Source organism: Streptomyces sp. NBC_01166, assembly GCF_045039765.1.
In the GTDB taxonomy this organism is placed as follows: domain Bacteria; phylum Actinomycetota; class Actinomycetes; order Streptomycetales; family Streptomycetaceae; genus Streptomyces.
Window position 1 is genome coordinate 1,309,085 of record NZ_CP108613.1, and the last position, 17,077, is coordinate 1,326,161.

17 protein-coding genes are annotated in these 17,077 nt (G+C 72.8%); 6 read left to right on the forward strand and 11 right to left on the reverse strand.

Annotation, left to right across the window (positions count from 1 at the left end):
• Positions 1–26: 26 nt before the first annotated feature.
• The 3 genes from OG379_RS06050 to OG379_RS06060 form a co-directional block, all read right to left on the reverse strand.
• Positions 27–3,080, reverse strand: a complete 3,054-nt coding sequence (locus tag OG379_RS06050) for an AAA family ATPase (RefSeq protein WP_405660099.1) — start codon at positions 3,078–3,080, stop codon at positions 27–29.
• A complete protein-coding gene (locus OG379_RS06055) occupies positions 3,077–4,243 on the reverse strand; it encodes an exonuclease SbcCD subunit D (RefSeq protein ID WP_405660102.1) in 1,167 nt (388 codons plus the stop codon). The genes OG379_RS06050 and OG379_RS06055 overlap by 4 nt, the downstream gene beginning before the upstream one ends.
• Before the next feature lie 133 nt (positions 4,244–4,376).
• Positions 4,377–5,012 carry a YigZ family protein gene (locus OG379_RS06060; protein ID WP_393757070.1) on the reverse strand — a complete coding sequence of 212 codons (636 nt, stop codon included), beginning with the start codon at positions 5,010–5,012 and terminating at the stop codon, positions 4,377–4,379.
• An 82-nt stretch (positions 5,013–5,094) separates the two neighbouring features.
• On the opposite strand from OG379_RS06060, the gene OG379_RS06065 reads away from it, so the two are divergent.
• Both OG379_RS06065 and OG379_RS06070 read left to right on the forward strand, forming a co-directional pair.
• Complete coding sequence (locus OG379_RS06065; protein WP_405660104.1) at positions 5,095–5,511, forward strand: CoA-binding protein; 417 nt, start codon at positions 5,095–5,097, stop codon at positions 5,509–5,511.
• Positions 5,512–5,628: 117 nt separating this feature from the next.
• Positions 5,629–6,438 carry an aminoglycoside N(3)-acetyltransferase gene (locus tag OG379_RS06070; RefSeq protein WP_405660106.1) on the forward strand — a complete coding sequence of 270 codons (810 nt, stop codon included), beginning with the start codon at positions 5,629–5,631 and terminating at the stop codon, positions 6,436–6,438.
• A 24-nt stretch (positions 6,439–6,462) separates the two neighbouring features.
• Here OG379_RS06070 and OG379_RS06075 read toward each other — a convergent pair whose 3' ends face one another.
• Complete coding sequence (locus tag OG379_RS06075) at positions 6,463–7,017, reverse strand: YbaK/EbsC family protein (protein ID WP_405660108.1); 555 nt, start codon at positions 7,015–7,017, stop codon at positions 6,463–6,465.
• Positions 7,018–7,048: 31 nt separating this feature from the next.
• Complete coding sequence (locus tag OG379_RS06080; protein ID WP_405660110.1) at positions 7,049–7,633, reverse strand: helix-turn-helix domain-containing protein; 585 nt, start codon at positions 7,631–7,633, stop codon at positions 7,049–7,051.
• Positions 7,634–7,726: 93 nt separating this feature from the next.
• Between OG379_RS06080 and OG379_RS06085 the strand changes: the two genes are divergently transcribed.
• Complete coding sequence (locus OG379_RS06085) at positions 7,727–8,593, forward strand: EamA family transporter (protein ID WP_405660112.1); 867 nt, start codon at positions 7,727–7,729, stop codon at positions 8,591–8,593.
• 39 nt (positions 8,594–8,632) lie between these two features.
• On the opposite strand, the gene OG379_RS06090 is transcribed toward OG379_RS06085, so the two are convergent.
• Complete coding sequence (locus OG379_RS06090; protein ID WP_405660115.1) at positions 8,633–9,385, reverse strand: acyltransferase; 753 nt, start codon at positions 9,383–9,385, stop codon at positions 8,633–8,635.
• Positions 9,386–9,533: 148 nt separating this feature from the next.
• On the opposite strand from OG379_RS06090, the gene OG379_RS06095 reads away from it, so the two are divergent.
• Positions 9,534–10,067 (forward strand): gamma carbonic anhydrase family protein, encoded by a 534-nt coding sequence (locus OG379_RS06095; RefSeq protein WP_399234484.1) that lies wholly within the window; start codon positions 9,534–9,536, stop codon positions 10,065–10,067.
• Between the two features lie 36 nt (positions 10,068–10,103).
• On the opposite strand, the gene OG379_RS06100 is transcribed toward OG379_RS06095, so the two are convergent.
• The gene (locus tag OG379_RS06100) at positions 10,104–10,763 is read right to left on the reverse strand and encodes a DedA family protein (RefSeq protein WP_405660117.1); all 660 of its coding nucleotides are present in this window, start codon (positions 10,761–10,763) and stop codon (positions 10,104–10,106) included.
• A gap of 130 nt (positions 10,764–10,893) precedes the next feature.
• Positions 10,894–11,331 (reverse strand): DUF4442 domain-containing protein, encoded by a 438-nt coding sequence (locus tag OG379_RS06105; protein WP_405668420.1) that lies wholly within the window; start codon positions 11,329–11,331, stop codon positions 10,894–10,896.
• 109 nt (positions 11,332–11,440) lie between these two features.
• On the opposite strand from OG379_RS06105, the gene OG379_RS06110 reads away from it, so the two are divergent.
• Positions 11,441–12,475, forward strand: coding sequence for a hypothetical protein (locus tag OG379_RS06110; RefSeq protein ID WP_405660120.1), 1,035 nt, complete (start codon positions 11,441–11,443; stop codon positions 12,473–12,475).
• Between the two features lie 67 nt (positions 12,476–12,542).
• The gene (locus OG379_RS06115) at positions 12,543–13,853 is read left to right on the forward strand and encodes an MFS transporter (RefSeq protein ID WP_405660122.1); all 1,311 of its coding nucleotides are present in this window, start codon (positions 12,543–12,545) and stop codon (positions 13,851–13,853) included.
• Here the strand turns inward: OG379_RS06115 and OG379_RS06120 are convergent.
• The 3 genes from OG379_RS06120 to tuf all read right to left on the reverse strand — a co-directional run bounded on the left by OG379_RS06120 (position 13,815) and on the right by tuf (position 16,816).
• On the reverse strand, positions 13,815–14,660 hold the full coding sequence (locus OG379_RS06120; RefSeq protein WP_405660124.1) for a spermidine synthase: 846 nt from the start codon (positions 14,658–14,660) through the stop codon (positions 13,815–13,817). The two genes, OG379_RS06115 and OG379_RS06120, sit on opposite strands and share 39 nt — an antisense overlap.
• 64 nt (positions 14,661–14,724) lie before the next feature.
• The gene (locus OG379_RS06125) at positions 14,725–15,576 is read right to left on the reverse strand and encodes a patatin-like phospholipase family protein (RefSeq protein ID WP_405660126.1); all 852 of its coding nucleotides are present in this window, start codon (positions 15,574–15,576) and stop codon (positions 14,725–14,727) included.
• 70 nt (positions 15,577–15,646) lie between these two features.
• Positions 15,647–16,816 carry an elongation factor Tu gene (gene tuf, locus OG379_RS06130; protein WP_382495411.1) on the reverse strand — a complete coding sequence of 390 codons (1,170 nt, stop codon included), beginning with the start codon at positions 16,814–16,816 and terminating at the stop codon, positions 15,647–15,649.
• Between the last annotated feature and the right edge of the window lie 261 nt (positions 16,817–17,077).

Below are 17,077 nucleotides of genomic sequence, written 5' to 3' on the forward strand. Positions count from 1 at the left end.
CGGGAGCACTCGCCCCCGTCAGGCGATCAGCCGCTGAGCGTCCCGGCCGCCCGGTGGACCACCGCCGATCCGTGCCGCTCCTTCACCACCTCGAGCTGGGCCGGGATGCGACGGCGCAGGTCGGCCACATGGCTGACGATGCCGACACTGCGGTCGCGTTCGCGCAGCGAGTCCAGGACGTCGAGCACCTCGTCCAGCGTCTGGTCGTCCAGGCTGCCGAAACCCTCGTCGATGAAGAGCGTGTCCAGACGCACTCCGCCCGCCTCGTCCGTCACCACGTCGGCGAGGCCGAGCGCCAGCGCGAGCGAGGCGAAGAAGGTCTCCCCGCCGGACAGCGTGGCCGTGTCGCGCTCCCGGCCCGTCCAGGAGTCGACGACATGCAGTCCGAGCCCCGCCCTGCGGCCCCCGCTGCGCTCGTCGGAGTGGACCAGCGTGTAGCGGCCCGCCGACATCCGCTGGAGGCGGGCCGTCGCCGCGGCGGCCACCTGTTCGAGGCGCGCCGCCAGCACGTACGCCTCCAGCCGCATCTTGCGCTCGTTGTCCGCGGAGGTGCCGGCGGTCAGACCGGCGAGACGAGCCACCCTCTCGTACTCCTGGCGCAGGGGGCCCAGGGCGCGAACCTCTTCCTCCGCGCGACGGGAGAGCCGGCCGAGCTCAACGCAGCGCTCCTCGGCGGCGGCATGCGTCGCGGCGCTGTCGCGCAGCACCTGCGCGGACCGGTCGTACGCCTCCTGGGCCGCGTCCGGCTCCGCGGGCGGCCGGTCCGAGGCGACCCGGGCGTCCTCCTCGGCCAGCCGGTCGGCGACCGTGGCGGCCTCCGTCTGCCAGGCGTCGATGCGGTGCTGCAACTCCCGCTGCGCGGCATCGCCCAGGAGCTTCGCGGCGGCGGCCTCCGGGGTGGCGAAACCGGCCCTGAAGGCGGCGTCGGCGAGCCTGCCGTCGGCCTCCTTGAGCCGCTCGGCCGCGTCCTGCTCCACACGGAGTGCCTCGGCGGCGTCGGCCAGCAGCCCGGCACGGCGCTCCAGGAGACCGGCGTGTTCCGCCACGGAGTCGCAAGCACCCCGCGCTTTCACCAACTCGGCTTCCAGCGCGGACCGTTCACGGTCGAGCGCTTCCCGCTGCGAGGTGCGGGCCGCTCCACGCCGCTCGGCCTGCTGCCGGTCGTCGAGGCGGCCGAGGTGCTCACGCTCGGCGGCGGCGAGTGCTTCCCTGGCCGCGTGCGTCCCCGCGGCCGTGCGGTGCGCGTCCGCGTGCTCCCGGGTCAGGCGGTCGACGACGTCCCGCAGTGCGGCCACGGAGGCGTGCGACCGGCCGGCCGGCCCTGTGGCCCCGTCCTCGTCCTCCGGGTCCGCCGCCTCCGCCCGGGCCGCGGCGAGGCGTTCGCGCACCACCCCGAGCTCGTTCTCCGCCTCGGCACGGTCCCGGTCCGCCCGCTGGTGGGCGGCGAGCGCCGCCTCCTCCGTGGCCCGGTCCACGTGGCCGGCCTCCGCGCGGGCCGGCTCCGGGTGCTCCGCCGAGCCGCACACCGTACAGGCGACGCCATCGACGAGCTGACCCGCCAGCTCCGCGGCGATGCCCCGCAGCCGCTGCTCCCGCAGCGCCAGCCATTTCTCGTGCGCCTCCACGGCACGCTCGCGCGCCGCGGTCAGGGCGGCCGCCGCGGTCTCCTCCCGGACACCAAGGGCGTCACGGCGGCGTGCCGCCTCCAGCCTCCTGCGCGCGGGGTCGAGGCGGCCGGCCAGCTGTTCCGCGCGGGTCGCGGCCTCCTGAGCCGTCTCGACGCGTTCCCTGAGGCTCCGGTGGGTGGCGTCCCAGCCGGCCAGCCACTGTGCCGCCTCCTGGATCAGTTCGTCGTCGGAGCGGGACTGCCTTTCCAGGCCGGAGCGTTCGGCGTCGATCTCCCGGCTGCGCCGTTCGGCCCGGCGTGCGGCGTCGAGTGCGCCCAGCTCCGCCCGCAGTGAGCGTTCCGTGCCGGCCAGCTGCTCGAAGCCCGCTTCGGCCAGTTCGGGAGGCAGCATCGCACGGGACCGCTCGCGGGCCTCGACAGCCGTGCGATGGGCCCGCTCCGCCTCGTCGCGCAGGTCGAGCGCCGGCGCGACCAGGTCCGCCTTGCGCGCGCGGGCCAGCTGTTCGTGGCAGCGGTCGCGTTCCGCACGGCGGTCCTCCAGTCCTGCGGCACGGCGTCGGGTCTCCTCGTAGCGCTGCTGGAGCCGGGCGAGTTCACGCTCGGCTTCGAATGCGCGGCGCGCGGCGGCGGCCCGGCCCTCGGCCCCGGCCAGGACGCACCGGGCGATGTCGGACCGTTCAGCGGCTCCGCTGCGCGCGACGGCGGCCCACTGCAGGACCCCTTCGGCGAGACCGGGCTCACCCGGCCTCGCGTCCGGCAGCGGCACCTCGTCCGCCACCGGACCGGCCGCCTGGGCGATGCGCTGGGCCAGGGCGAGGATCCGCTCGTCCCCCGCCTTGACCCGGGCTTCGGCCACGCGTCGCAGTTCGGCCAGGCGCTCCTCGACCGCGGCGAAGCGGCGGGTGTCGAAGAGCCTGCCGAGCAGCTTCCCGCGCGCCTCGGCGTCGGCGCGCAGAAACCGCGCGAAGTCGCCCTGCGGCAGGAGTACCACCTGACAGAACTGGTCCCGGCTCATCCCGATGAGGCCGCCGATCTCCTCGCCGATCTCCTGGTGGGAGCGGCTGAGAGCCTTCCAGCCGTGTTCCGGGTCGTACTCGCGCAGCCAGCTCTGCGCCTTCTCGGTCGTGAAGCCGCCGCCCCTCTTCTTGGGGCGGGGCTGGGCGGGGCGCCTCGTGATCTCCAGGCGGCGTCCTCCGACGGTCAGCTCCAGGCACACCTCGGTCGGCAGGTCCACCGGGGCGTGGTCACTGCGCAGCGAGGTGCCGGGGCTCTGCCGGGCACCGGGCACCGCCCCGTACAGGCCGTAGCAGACGGCGTCGAGGACGGAGGTCTTGCCCGCGCCGGTGGGGCCGTGCAGCAGGAAGATCCCGGCCGAGGACAGTGCGTCGAAGTCGACTTCCTGAGTGGCGCCGAAGGGCCCGAACGCGGTCAGGGTGAGTTTGTGCAGCCTCAACGGGACACCTCGTCCACTCCGTCGCCCACCCGTACGTCGTCGAGGACGGCGCGCAGCACCGTCCGTTCCTGTGCGCTGGGTCCGCTTCCGCCGCGTACATGGGCCACGAAGTCCTCCGCCACCTGCTGGTCGTCACGCCCCCGCAGCCGCTGGGCGTACGAAGCGAGGGGGTCCTGAGGGGAGCGCTCGGGGTCGAAGACCAGGCTGAGGGTGTGCGGGAAGCGCTCCGTCAGGCGGGCCATCGGCTCGTCCGGCCGCGCCGGGTCCGTGAGCGTGGCCTCCACCCAGGACTCCTGGTGCCGTTCGAGGGCGGGGTCCTCCAGCAGCGTGCCGAGGCGTCCGCGGAGCCGTGCCAGCGGGCGCGGCGCAGGGCAGTCGATGCGTTCGGCGGCCATGTCCCCGCCGGGACCGAGGTCGATCAGCCACATCGTCTTGCGGTGCGTGTGCTCGGAGAAGGAGTAGGCGAGAGGCGAGCCCGAGTAGCGCACGCGTTCCGTGACCGTCTGGCAGCCGTGCAGATGGCCGAGTGCGACGTAGTCGACGCCGTCGAAGACTCCTGCGGGGACGGCGGCGACACCGCCGACGGTGATGTCGCGTTCGCTGTCACTCGGTTCGCCGCCCGCCACGAACGCGTGGGCGAGAACCACGGACCGGGTGCCGTCCGGCCGCGCGGCGAGGTCGGCCCGCACCCGGTCCATCGCGGCGGTCAGGACGGCTTCGTGCCCCGCCTTCGAGGCACCCAGGCTGTCCCTGACGAGTGCCGGCTCCAGATAGGGGAGGCCGTAGAACGCCACGTCGCCATGCGTGTCGCGCAGCACGACCGGGGTGGCGCAGTCGGCGGGGTCGGTACGCAGATGGATGCCGGCCCGGGCGATCAGCCCCGCGCCGACGCCGAGTCTGCGGGCCGAGTCGTGGTTCCCGGAGATCATGACGGTCGGTACGCCGGCGGCGGCGAGCCGGTGCAGCGCGTCGTCGAAGAGCTGGACCGCCGGGAGCGGCGGCACGGCCCTGTCGTAGACGTCGCCCGCCACGACGACCACGTCGACGGCGTGCTCGCGCACCGTCATGACGAGGTGGTCGAGATACGCGGCCTGGGCGTCGAGCATGGAGACGCGGTGGAAGGACCGCCCCAGATGCCAGTCCGAGGTGTGCAGAATCCTCATGCCATCACTCCGGCTGCTCCGACCCGCATGTGCCACTTCCTCCGCCCCCAGGACCGGACCGGTCCGCACGCTGTCCAGCCGCGGATTTCCGCGGCCGGCCCGACCACGCTAATGCCGCGCGGCCCCGGGCCCCTCATCCGCCCGGGACATCCCCGTACGCCTCGCCGCCCGGTTCGAACGTCGCGGAGCCTGCCGTGGCGTCGGCCAGCCAGGCCCTGAAGCCGTCGACGTCGGCGTCCGGCACTCCGATGGCGATGGTCACAGCCTCCGCGTAGGTCACGTCGCGGACGTCCACTCCGGTGGCCCGCAGATCGTTCTCCAGCTTGCCCGCCCGCTGGTGGTCGACGGTGACGGTGGCGAGGCGGAACCGGCGGCGGGTGGTCGTGCCCAGCGCGTCGAGCGCTTCGCCTACCGCTCCTCCGTACGCCCGGATCAGTCCGCCCGCTCCGAGCTTGACGCCGCCGAAGTAGCGGGTGACTACCGCGACGGCGTACCGCACCTCACGGCGCATGAGCATCTGCAGCATGGGGACGCCCGCCGTCCCGCCGGGCTCCCCGTCGTCACCGGCCTTCTGCACGGAGGCGTCGGCGCCGATGACGTAGGCGAAGCAGTTGTGGTTGGCGGTGGGGTGTTCCTTGCGGACGCGCGCGATGAACTCCTGCGCCTCCTGCTCGGTGGCGGCGGGGGCGAGCGCGCAGAGGAAGCGGGATCGGCTGACCTCGGTCTCGTGCACGCCCGCGCGGGCGACTGTCCGGTACTGCTCCTGCATCGGTCCACCCTATGCGCCGGGCCGCCCCGCACTTTCACCCTCCCGTGGGGAATGGTCCGGCGGGACCGTCCGTTGTCAGGGCATGTACGCAGACGACGAGACGGTTCGCAGGATTCTCCAGGACACGGGCGACACCTGGGCGGTGGTCGGCCTGTCCACCAACCGCACCCGCGCGGCCTACGGGGTGGCGGAGGTCCTCAAGCGCTTCGGCAAGAGGGTGGTGCCCGTCCACCCCAAGGCGGAGCCGGTCCACGGCGAACAGGGATACGCCTCACTGGCGGACATACCCTTCCCCGTCGACGTGGTGGATGTCTTCGTCAACAGCGACCTGGCGGGCGGTGTCGCCGACGAGGCGGTTGCGGTCGGCGCGAAGGCGGTCTGGTTCCAGCTCGGCGTGATCGACGAGGAGGCGTCCGACCGCACGCGCGCCGCCGGTCTCGCCATGGTGATGGACCGCTGCCCCGCGATCGAGATACCCCGCCTGGACCGTCGCCGCTGAAGCCTGCTGCGGGGTGTCCTCCGGCGCGCTCGGCAGAACGCCGCCGGACGCGCCCACCGGCACGCGGTCGCCCGCCGCCCGAAGGCGTGGTGTCGCGGGAGGCCTCCGGCGGGGAGAATGTGCGCTGTGACACAGCATCTCCTCCTCGGCGGTGAGCGCGCCGCCACCCAGCTGTACGAGCTCGGCGTGCGGCGGGGCGGCGTCCTGCTGGTGCATGCCTCGATGCGCTCCGCGGGCGGTGACGCGGGCGGCATGGCCGATGCGCTGCGCCGGACCCTGGGCCCGGAGGGGACGCTGGTCGTCCCTGCCTTCACCCCGGAGAATTCCGACACCTCGCGCACATACCTGGACCGGGTCCGCGGCCTGAGTGCCGAGGCCCGCGCCGAGGTGCGTGCGTCGATGCCGGCGTTCGACCCGGCGACGTCTCCGGCACCCGGCATGGGCGCGCTCGCCGAGTCGGTGCGGCTGGCTCCGGGCGCGCTGCGCAGCGCCCACCCGCAGACCTCGTTCGCCGCGCTCGGCCCGGCGGCGGAGAAGCTGCTGTCGAGCCACCGCGCGGACTGTCACCTGGGCGAGGACTCCCCCCTCGCCCGGCTGTACGAGGCGGACGCATCGGTGCTGCTGCTGGGCACGGGCTTCGACAGCTGCACCGCCTTCCACCTCGCGGAGTACCGCCGCCCCGCCCCGCCCCGCCGTCTCTACCGCTGCGTGGTGGCGTCGGAGGGCGGACGCCGCTGGTGGGAGTACGAGGACATCGCCCTGGACGACAGCGACTTCGCCGCGCTCGGGGCCGACTTCGTCCGTGCGCGGGCCGGAGTGGTCGGCAACGGCCGGGTGGGGGCGGCGCGGAGCCACCTGTTCCCTCTCCGCGCGGCTGTGGACTTCGCTGCGGAATGGCTCAGGGACCGTCGGCCCAGCGGCTGTTGAGCGTCCCCGTCCACTGCCGCCCCCTCAGACGCCGAGGCCCTCCAGCACGAGCGCTCCCGGCAGTGCGGCCAGCGCCTTGCCCGGGACGATCAGCTTGCCGCGGCGGCTGCCGCTGCCGATCAGGACCCACTCCTCGTCCGCCACGGCGGGGTCGACCAGGAGGGGCCAGGCCGCCGGGAGGCCGATCGGGGTGATCCCTCCGTACTCCATGCCGGTCTCGCCCACGGCCACGTCCATCGGGGCGAAGGACGCCTTACGGGTCCCGAGGTGCTTGCGCACCACCCCGTTCACGTCGACCCGAGCACGCGACAGCACCACGCACGCGGCGAGGGTCGTGTCAGCGCCGCGCTTGCCCGCGACCACCACGCAGTTGGCCGACGTGTCGAGCAGCTCCAGGCCGTAGCGCTCGGTGAACACGGCCGTGTCGGCGATCTCGGGGTCGGTGTCGACGTGGAGGACCGACTCGGCCGGGATGCCGCCCCAGCCGGTCTCCACCGCTGCCGCGACGGGAGGGATGAGCAGGTCCAGCCGGTCGGCGGCAGGGGCGGCATCGCTGAAGATACCCAGGAGTGAGCGCATGCCGCTCACGCTAACAGCCCTCATGCGCTGCTCACTTGCCCACTCGGCGGACCGGTGGGATCGAGACCGCCATGGTCAGGTCGGCGGGCTCGGGGCCGTCGTTGCGGTAGCTGTGCGGCACGTGCGCCTCGAACGTCGCCGAGGTGCCGGCGGGCACCACATGGGTCTCGCCGTCGACGATCAGGGTCAGCTCTCCCGCCGTGACGTGCAGGAGCTCCACCGTCCCCTCGGGGTGCGGGTCGGAGGCGCTGCTGTCGCCGGGCATCAGATGCCAGGACCAGAGCTCGATCGGCCCCCTGGCCTCCGTGCCCACCAGGAGCGTGGTCGAGCTGCCCGCCTCCGTCGACCACATGCGCACCGCCTGGTCCTCCGGCACCAGCCGCACCTGGGACCCCTGCTCGTAGTCGAGCAAGGTGGTGATGCTGACGCCCAGCGCGTCGGCGAGCTTCACGGTGGTGCCGACGCTCGGGTTCGTACGGGCCTGCTCGATCTGAATGATCATGCCGCGGCTGACCCCCGCCCGTGCCGCGAGAGCGTCCAGGGTGAAACCGCGCTCGCCCCGCCAGCGCTTGAGGTTGCGGGCGAGCGACTGCGTCAGCTGATCGAGGTCAGACACATTCCGTCCAATATTCTGGATGACAGAGTCGAAAATACTGCACTACCGTGTGGTGTCCCCACCCGACCATCAGACTGTACTGCGAGGCACCCGATGACAGCACTGTTCGCCCTGGCCACGAGCCTGCTGTGGGGGTTGGCCGATTTCGGCGGCGGCCTGCTGACCCGGCGCACCCCCGCCCTCACCGTGGTCGTCGTGTCGCAGTGCATCGCCGCCGTCGTCCTCGGGACCGTCGTGATCGCGACGGGCGGCTGGAGCGAGGCCGGGAGCCGCCTCTGGTTCGCGGTCGCGGCGGGGGCCGTCGGCCCTGTCGCGATGCTGAGCTTCTACAAGGCCCTGGCGCTGGGCCCGATGGGCGTGGTCTCCCCGCTCGGCTCCCTCGGAGTGGCGGTCCCGGTGGGAGTGGGGCTGCTGGTCGGCGAGCGGCCCGGGCTGCTGCAGTTCGCCGGGGTGGCGGTCGCCGTCGCGGGGGTCGTCATGGCCGGTGGGCCGCAGCTGCGCGGCGCGCCGGTGCAGCGCCAGGCGGTCGTGCTGACCCTGCTGGCCGCTTTCGGCTTCGGAGCGGTGATGACCCTGATCGCGGAGGCCTCCACCACGGTGACCGGTCTCTTCCTCGCCCTCTTCGTCCAGCGGCTCACGAACATCACGGTGGGCGGCACGGCCCTGTACGTCTCCGTACGCCGGGGCGGCCGCGCACTGCCCGAGGACGGCGGGGCGGCCGTCGTCCGGGCCGCGCTCCCCGCACTGGCCTTCGTCGGGCTCGCCGATGTCGCGGCCAACGGCACGTATTCGATCGCCGCCCAGCACGGCCCGGTGACGGTGGCCGCCGTCCTGGCCTCGCTGTATCCGGTGGTGACGGCGCTGGCGGCGCGAGGCGTGCTGGGTGAGCGACTGCGCGGGGTCCAGGCGGCGGGCGCGGGGCTGGCCCTGCTCGGAACACTCCTGCTGGCGACAGGCTGAGGGGCTCCCGGGAGAGGGCGGGCGGGGCCGAGGGGCATGTCAGGCCCCGTCGGCCGCGTCCTCCAGCAGCAGGGCCACAGCGGCCAGTTGCTCGGGCGTGACCCCGTCGGGGATCGGCACCGGCGCGGGAGTACGCAGCGGCGGCTGCCAGCCCTTCTCCGGATCCCAGCTCCGCACCACCCGGGCCGGCGCCCCAGCCACCACCGCGTGGTCGGGGACCTCTCCGCGTACGACGGCTCCTGCCGCGACCACCACGTTGCGGCCGAGCCTGGCCCCCGGGAGGATCACCGCCCCGGTGCCGATCCAGCAGCCTGGCCCGATCTCGACCGGCTCCATGCGCGGCCACTGCTTGCCGACCGGCTCGTGGGGATCGTCGTAACTGTGGTTGGTGGAGGTGATGTAGACGTACGGACCGCAGTAGGTGTCCGAGCCGATCGAGACGCTGGTGTCGGCGATGACGTGGCTGCCCCGGCCGAGCACCACACCGTCGCCCAGGGTCAGGACGGTCTCGGCCCCCAGATCCAGATCGGGCATCAGGCCGGCCGTGAGCGTCACCTGTTCACCGATGATGCAGTGGTCGCCCAGTTCGATCCATGGTTCCCCGAAGACGGTGCCCTGCGGGAAGGCGAGCCGGGTTCCCGTGCCGATACGGCGGAAGCGGAGGCGCCCGGGGTGCTGCGCGGTGACCGCTCCGGTCTCCTGCACCCAGGCCCAGACGCGGTGGACGGCGCGGGACGCGAGGCCACGCCGCCGGAGGGCCAGGGAGGAGAACGAGTTCCGGTTCTTCGGCACCCGCTCACGGTAGTCCGCCCGGGCGGAGCGGGTCCGCGCGACGGGCTGTGATGTTCACCCCACCTGTCCGGGGCGCCGGGACCGTCCATTACGGTTCGTGCGGAGCAAGGGGCGCCGAGCGCACCACACCCCACCGGAGGAGCAGGCGATGGCATTGCAGGCATTGGTCACCGGTATCGGCGGCAAGGAGCCGGACATCGATCCGGACGCCTTCCTCGCCCCGACCTCCGTCGTGATCGGCGATGTGTCGATGGCCGCGGGCTCCAGCGTCTGGTACCACGCGGTGCTCCGCGCCGACGCCGGCCCGATCTCCCTCGGGCCCGACAGCAACATCCAGGACAACTGCAGCGTGCACACGGACCCCGGCTTCCCCCTGACGGTGGGCGCCAGGGTCTCCGTCGGTCACAACGCCGTACTGCACGGCTGCGTCATCGAGGACGACGTCCTGGTCGGCATGGGCGCCACCGTGCTCAACGGCGCGCACATCGGGGCGGGTTCCCTGATCGCCGCACAGGCTCTCGTGCCGCAGGGGATGCGGGTTCCGCCGGGGTCCCTCGTCGCCGGGGTGCCCGCGAAGGTCAAGCGGGAGCTGACCGCCGAGGAACGCGAGGGCATCGCCTTCAACGCGGCGGGGTACGTGGAGCTGGCGAAGGCCCACCGCGCGGCGCACCAGGAGGACTGACGGCCGCGGCGGGCCCCTCGAGGGGCCCGCGCCGGGTCAGTCGGCCGGGACCGCGTCCGGCTCGGGTGCCGGCACCGGGTGCTCGGCCTGCTCCGCGGCCTTCTTGGCGCGGCTCTTCAGTACCAGCATCGAGACCAGGCCGATCAGCACGGCGGCCAGCAGCCCCAGCCACGAGAAGCGCTTGAGCCACGCCTCGGCGACGACTCCCACCGAGTAGATGACGGCGGTGGTGCCGCCGGCCCAGACGATCCCGCCCAGCACGTTGGCGATGAGGAACTTCCAGTACGGCATGTGCAGAACACCGGCCAGCGGTCCCGCGAAGATCCGCAGCAGTGCGACGAAGCGGCCGAAGAAGACCGCCCACATGCCCCACTTCTCGAACGAGCGCTCCGCCATGGCGATCTGGGGCGCCCCGAAGTGCTTGGGGAACTTTCCGCCGAGCCAGGCGAGCAGGGGGCGCCCTCCCTTGCGGCCGATGGCATACCCGACGGAGTCGCCGATGATCGCTCCGGCGGACGCACAGGCGCCGAGCACCACGGGGTCGATGTCGCCGTGCTGGGAGGCGAGGAGCGCCGAACTCACGAGGATGATCTCGCCGGGCAGCGGAATGCCCAGACTCTCGAGTCCGATGACGACCCCCACCAGGAGGTAAATGCTGACCGCGGGGACGGTCTCGAGCCACTCCTGGACGTGCAACGCGGGGTCCTTCCCGTAAGAGATCTGCGGCCGTGCACCACGGGTGGTGCACGGCGGGCAGCCTACCGGGCCGGACGGCCGGAGCGGCCCCCACGGCCCCCGACCGGGGCGTACGGGGGCCCGGCGGCGGTCAGCGGTTCGGGCGCAGTGTCCAGACCACGCTCATCTCGCTGGTGACGGCGCCGTCGGCGCGCCGGATCTCGACGCTCACGGGAAACTCTGGACGCTTGCCCTCGTCGAGTTCGGCGACGACCTCGGCCGCCGGGCGGCCGAGCACCGCCGTCGCGGTGAGTTCGCCCATGGCCACCTTCTTGAAGGCCATCTCCGTGGTGACGGGCAACGGGACGGCCCGGGTCATCTGGTCGCCGAACGCGGCGACGACGATCGCGCCGCTCGCCGACTCCGCGAGCGTGAACATCGCTCCGGCGTGGGGGCCGCCTAGGTGGTTGTGGTACTCGGCCCGGTCGGGGAGCGAGAGGACAGCGCGCTCCGCGGTCGTTTCGAGGTACGTGATGCCGAGGGTCCGGACCATCGGGACGCTCGCGGACAGGATGTCGCCGACTGTCATCTCTTCTGTGCTCATGGCCGCGATGTTACTAGCGAGTAGCACTCTTTGACCATCCCCTCACAGGGGCGCCCGTGGCAGAGGGCTCCCCACCCCTCTATGGTTACTGGCCATGTGGCCAGGACAGCAGCCGCCCGGGGGCGAGCAGAACCCGCAGGACCAGAATCAGAACCCGTACCAGCAGCCGGGGTACCAACAGCCGAATCCCTATCAGCAGCCGGGATACCAACAGCAGGGTCAGCCGGGCTATCCGCAGCCCAACCCGTACCAGCAGCCCACGGTGCCGCAGTACGCCGTACCGGGCGGGCCGGGCGGGCCCCAGCCGGACGACAAGAAGAAGACGACGATCGTCGCCGTGGTCGCGGCCACCGCGGTCGTCGTCGCGGCGGTCGTCACCGGTGTCGTCGTGATGAACAAGGACGACGACAAGGGCGGCTCGGACGTGGCCGACGGCAAGGCGTCCTCGTCGCCGTCCGCGAAGGCGTCCGAGTCCGCGTCGTCCTCCCCCGCGGCCAACCCGCGGGGCGGCGAGGACGCGGCGCCCACGGTTCCGGGCTGGAAGGTCGTGACCAACCCCAAGTGGGGCACGCAGTTCGACGTGCCCGGCGACTGGGAGGTCTCGGGCACCGGTGTGATCTCGGGCTTCGAGGACGTGAAGAACCCCACGGGTCCTCCGGCGGTCGGCTTCTCCGCGCCCGCGCACTACAAGACGAAGTGGTGCACCGACGACCCGGACAAGGACGGGACCAAGGACGACACCAGCCTGGCCGGGGTCGGCACCAAGGGCGGGCAGGGCGCCAAGAACACGGACGAGGCAGCCACGAACGAGGCCGCCAACTGGGTCTGGGCCGCCTATGCGCAGGAGGACCCGAAGGACAAGGTGAAGGTCGGCAAGCCCAAGCCGTACACGACCAAGTCGGGACTCTCGGGCAGCGTCGTCACGGCCACCGCCACGGGGCTGGCCAACAAGAACAAGTGCGACACCGACGGCAAGTCGATCGCGTTCACCTTCAAGAACGCCAAGGACGAGTACTCCTCCTGGATCCTCTACGCGAACGCGGGGATCGACGACGAACTCCCGGACGCGACCATCCAGAAGATCCTCAGCACCGTGCGTCTGGCGGAGGGCGCGGAGACCGCGTCCTGAGCCTCCGGCGCACACCGCCTGGACGATCCATTTGGCGGGAGGGGGGCGGGCCGGGGATAGTCCCTTGGTGACTTCCGCCGCCCCCTCACCGTCCCCCGCCCTCCGCTCCCTGCCGGAAGGCCGCAATTTCGGTCTGCTGACCGCCGCCGCGATCATCACGAGCCTGGGCACCAACGGCGCTCTGATCGCGGCGGCGTTCGCGGTTCTGGAGTCGGGCGGCGACGGCGGCGACGTCGGCCTGGTCGCAGCCGCGCGTACGGCGCCGCTGGTGCTCTTCCTGCTGATCGGCGGAGCGGTGGCGGACCGGCTGCCGCGCCACCGGGTGATGGTGGCCGCGAACACGCTCAACTGTGTCTCGCAGGCGGTCTTCGCCTGGCTGGTGCTGACCGGCGACGCCGAGCTGTGGCACATGATGCTGCTGACGGCGCTCTGCGGCACCGGGCAGGCCTTCTTCGGCCCGGCGGCCGAGGGCATGCTGATGTCCAGCGTCAGCGGTGAACAGGCGGCCCGCGCCTTCGCCTTCTTCCGGATGTCGATGCACGGCGCCGCCATCGGCGGCGCGGCACTCGGCGGGGCCATGATCGCGGCCATGGACCCGGGCTGGGTGCTGGCGGTCGACGCCGCCGCGTTCGCCGTCGCCGGTGGCCTCCGGGCCTTCCTGGACGTGAGCCACATCCCCGCGCGCGCACCTGGCGACGGGCTGCTCGCCGATCTCCGTGACGGCTGGCAGGAGGTCGTCGGGCGCCCCTGGCTCTGGGCCGTCGTGCTGCAGTTCTCCGTTGTGGTGGCCGTCGTCGGGGCCGCCGAGGCGGTGTACGGACCGCTCGTGGCGCGGGACGAGCTCGGAGGTGCCCGCCCCTGGGGGTTCGCTCTCGCGGCGTTCGGGGTCGGCACGCTGGGCGGGGCGCTGCTGATGATGCGGTGGAAACCCAGGCGGCTGCTGCTGGCCGGGACGCTCTGCGTGTTCCCGCTGGCCCTGCCGTCCGCGGGGCTCGCGATCCCGCTGCCGGTGGCAGGCCTCTGCGCGGTGATGTTCGTGACCGGGGTCGCCATCGAGGTGTTCGGGGTCTCCTGGATGACCGCTCTTCACCAGGAGATCCCGGAGGAGAAGCTCTCCCGGGTCGCGGCGTACGACTGGTTCGGCTCGGTGGCGATGGTGCCGCTGGCCACGGCCGCGGCCGGCCCGGTGGAGACGCTCGTCGGGCGCAGCCAGGCCCTCTGGGGCTGTGCCGCTCTGATCGTGCTGGTGACGGCGGGTGTGCTGTTCGTCCCGGATGTCAGGAATCTGACGCGGCGCACCTCGGTGAAGCAGGTCAGCGTCCCGGAGCGGTCCCGGGAGTCAGCCGATGCTGAAGGCGCCGTCCGGGGGCTCGGGTGAGGCCACGGCCTCGCTGTCCCGCACCGGCTTCGCGCCGCGCATGAACCGGGTGAGGGCCGCACCGTACTCGACCCGCGCGGGGAACGCGTCGGCGGCGCACAGCCGGGTGAGCGGAGCGACGTCGATCGGGGCGCGGGAGGCGAGCAGCACGGCGTTCCCGAAGCGCCGGCCGCGCAGGACAGCCGGTTCGGCGATGAGGGCGAGCTCGTCGAAGACCTCTGCGAAGTTGGCCAGTTGGGACCGCAGGAAGGCGAAGGGAGCGCTGTCGGCCAGGTTGGCCGCGTAGACGCCGTCCTTCCGCAGGACGCGTCCGGCGGCCCGCGCGTACTCCACGGAGGTGAGGTGCGCGGGCACCCGCGCCCCGCCGAAGACATCGGCGATCAACAGGTCGGCGGAGTCCTCCGGCGCCTCTTCCAGCCAGCCCCGGGCGTCGGTGCCGTGCACGGTGACGCCCGCGTCCCGGGGCAGCGGCAGGTGCTCGCGGACCAGGTCGACGAGCCCCCTGTCCGCCTCGGCCACCTGCTGCCGCGAGCCGGGGCGGGTGGCCGCGACGTACCGCGGCAGCGTGAGCGCCCCGCCGCCGAGATGCACGGCCTCCAGCGGCGTTCCCGGTGCGCCGGCCCGGTCCACGACATGGCCGAGCCGGCGTACGTACTCGAATTCGAGGTGCTCCGGCGCGTCCAGATCGACGTAGGACTGCGGGGCCCCGTCGACCGTGAGCAGCCAGGCCCGGTCCCGGTCGACGTCGGGCAGCAGCCTGGCGGTGCCGCAATCGGTGTCGCGGATGACGGGTATCGGCTCGTTCACCCCTCCATTGTGACGGGCTCCGAGCCCCTGTGGTGACGGGCGCCTGCCCCTCTCTCCCGCAGGGTCAGCCGTTCCACACCGCGGCGACCGCCTCGGTGTGGGCGGCGGACTGGGCGAGGCCGGCCCTGGCTGCCGCGGCCCGGCGGGCCGGGTCCAGGGAGTTCCGGCCGATGGCCTTCCGGGTGCCGGCGTCCGGGGTGATGACCTCGACGCGGGCGCCCGCGGCCTCCAATTCGGCGGCCTGTGCGCGGGGCGAGGCGATCACCTTGTTGCCGCTCGCGGTGGGTGCGATCACGATGACGCGTTCGTAACCGGAAACGAGGTGGGCGTTGGCCGGGGAGTGCACGCCGCCGTCGATCCAGCTCCCGCCGCCGGCGCTGACCACGGGCCAGACCGCCGGGACCGCGCAGCTCGCGGTGACGGCGTCGGTGAGTGCGACCGTGCCCGTCCTGTCGAAGGTGTGCAGAGCGCCCGTCAGCGCGTCCACGGCGGTGATCAGCAGGTGCCGTTCGGGCCATTCGGGCGACGGGAGCCTGCTCGCGATCGACTCGCGTCGTTCGTCCGCGGTCGCCGCGAGGCGGCTGTCCCGGGCCAGGGCGCCCAGTCTGCGTCCGTATTCGTCGGGTGTGCGGGAGGAGAGCACGGCTCTCGCGTACCGCAGGATGGTGACGGGCCCGAGCCGGCCCGCCGCTCCCCGCTCGTTCTCCGGGGAGGCCAACTGCCGCTCGTAGAGGTCGTCGATGCCGGCGGGGCCGAATGCCAGCTGCGCCCCGACGATGGCCCCCGCCGAGCTTCCGACGATCACATCGGCGGTGGAGAGGTCGACGCCCGCCTTGGCGAGGCCGTGCAGGATGCCGGTTTCCCAGGCGGTGCCGGTGACGCCTCCGGCACCCAGTACGAGAGCTGTGTCTGCCATGGCACCCAGTCTGGGGCACGGCGCGCGGCCCGCCTCCCCGGGGGGTGGGGAAACAGGCCGCGCCGAGCCGTCAGAGCAGACCGGTGACCGTACCGGCGCCGACCGTGCGGCCGCCCTCGCGGATCGCGAAACCGAGGCCGGACTCCAGCGGGACGTCACGGCCGAGCTCGACGGTCATGGTGACCGTGTCGCCGGGCCGCGCCACCGCCGCCTCGCCGAGGTCGACGTCCCCGACGACGTCCGCCGTACGGATGTAGAACTGCGGCCGGTATCCCGTGGTGACCGGCGTGGTCCGGCCTCCTTCCCGAGCCGACAGGACGTACACCTGCGCGGTGAACCGCCGGCTCGGGGTCACGCTGCCGGGCGCCGCGACCACATGGCCGCGGCGTACCCGGTCGCGCTCGACCCCGCGCAGCAGCAGCGCGACGTTGTCGCCGGCCTCGGCGGACTCCATCGGCTTCCCGAAGGTCTCCAGGCCGGTGACGACCGTCTCGACGTCCGCGCCGAGCACCGACACCCGGTCCCCGACGCGCACCGTCCCGCGCTCCACGGCCCCGGTGACGACGGTGCCGCGGCCGGTGATGGTGAGCACGTTCTCCACGGACAGGAGGAACGGCGCGTCGGTGTAGCGCACCGGCATCGGTACATACGTGTCGACGGCGTCCAGCAGCCCCTCGATGGACGCCGTCCATCGAGGGTCCCCCTGGAGCGCGCCGAGCCCCGACACCCGTACGACGGGCACGGTGTCCCCGCCGTAACCGTGCGCGGAGAGAAGCTCACGGACCTCCAGCTCGACCAGGTCGGTGAGCTCGGGGTCACCGGCGTCGGCCTTGTTGAGGGCGACGACGATGTGGTCGACGCCGACCTGACGGGCCAGCAGGACGTGCTCCGCGGTCTGCGGCATGATGCCGTCGAGCGCGGAGACGACGAGGATCGCCCCGTCGAGCTGCGCCGCCCCGGTGACCATGTTCTTGATGTAGTCGGCGTGTCCGGGCATGTCGACGTGCGCGTAGTGGCGGGTGTCGGTCTCGTACTCGACGTGCGCGATGTTGATGGTGATGCCGCGCTGAGCCTCCTCCGGGGCCCGGTCGATCCGGTCGAACGGCACGAAGGTGCCGGTGCCGCGGTCGCTGAGCACCTTGGTGATGGCGGCGGTCAGGGTGGTCTTGCCGTGGTCGACGTGGCCCATGGTGCCGATGTTGAGGTGCGGCTTGGTGCGCACGTATGCCGTCTTGGGCATGGCTCGTTCCTTGGAATTCGAAGCTGAGAAGAGAAGACCCCAGGGCCCCGCCGACCCTCCCCTTGCGGGGTCCGCCGGACTGTCGGGGGAGGGTCAGCTTCGGGCGCCGCCGAAGGGCGCCGTGGCAGCGGCGAACGCTGCGTCAGTTGCTGCTGCGACTGCTGCGGTGCATGCGGCCGCGAGGCTCACGGCAGCCTTCGGCGCGTCCGCGACTGCGGACTGCGCTGCGAGGAAGGCGTACCGGAACATGCCCTGATCATG

Bases quoted from the DNA above. Each gene is read 5' to 3' on its own strand.
- OG379_RS06070 (WP_405660106.1), top strand. From the start codon at position 5,629: ATGTGCGCTGTGACACAGCATCTCCTCCTCGGCGGTGAGCGCGCCGCC.
- OG379_RS06060 (WP_393757070.1), bottom strand. From the start codon at position 5,012: ATGCAGGAGCAGTACCGGACAGTCGCCCGCGCGGGCGTGCACGAGACC.
- OG379_RS06125 (WP_405660126.1), bottom strand. From the start codon at position 15,576: ATGGCAGACACAGCTCTCGTACTGGGTGCCGGAGGCGTCACCGGCACC.
- OG379_RS06110 (WP_405660120.1), top strand. From the start codon at position 11,441: ATGTGGCCAGGACAGCAGCCGCCCGGGGGCGAGCAGAACCCGCAGGAC.
- OG379_RS06055 (WP_405660102.1), bottom strand. From the start codon at position 4,243: ATGAGGATTCTGCACACCTCGGACTGGCATCTGGGGCGGTCCTTCCAC.
- OG379_RS06105 (WP_405668420.1), bottom strand. From the start codon at position 11,331: ATGACAGTCGGCGACATCCTGTCCGCGAGCGTCCCGATGGTCCGGACC.
- OG379_RS06085 (WP_405660112.1), top strand. From the start codon at position 7,727: ATGACAGCACTGTTCGCCCTGGCCACGAGCCTGCTGTGGGGGTTGGCC.
- tuf (WP_382495411.1), bottom strand. From the start codon at position 16,816: ATGCCCAAGACGGCATACGTGCGCACCAAGCCGCACCTCAACATCGGC.
- OG379_RS06075 (WP_405660108.1), bottom strand. From the start codon at position 7,017: ATGCGCTCACTCCTGGGTATCTTCAGCGATGCCGCCCCTGCCGCCGAC.
- OG379_RS06065 (WP_405660104.1), top strand. From the start codon at position 5,095: ATGTACGCAGACGACGAGACGGTTCGCAGGATTCTCCAGGACACGGGC.
- OG379_RS06095 (WP_399234484.1), top strand. From the start codon at position 9,534: ATGGCATTGCAGGCATTGGTCACCGGTATCGGCGGCAAGGAGCCGGAC.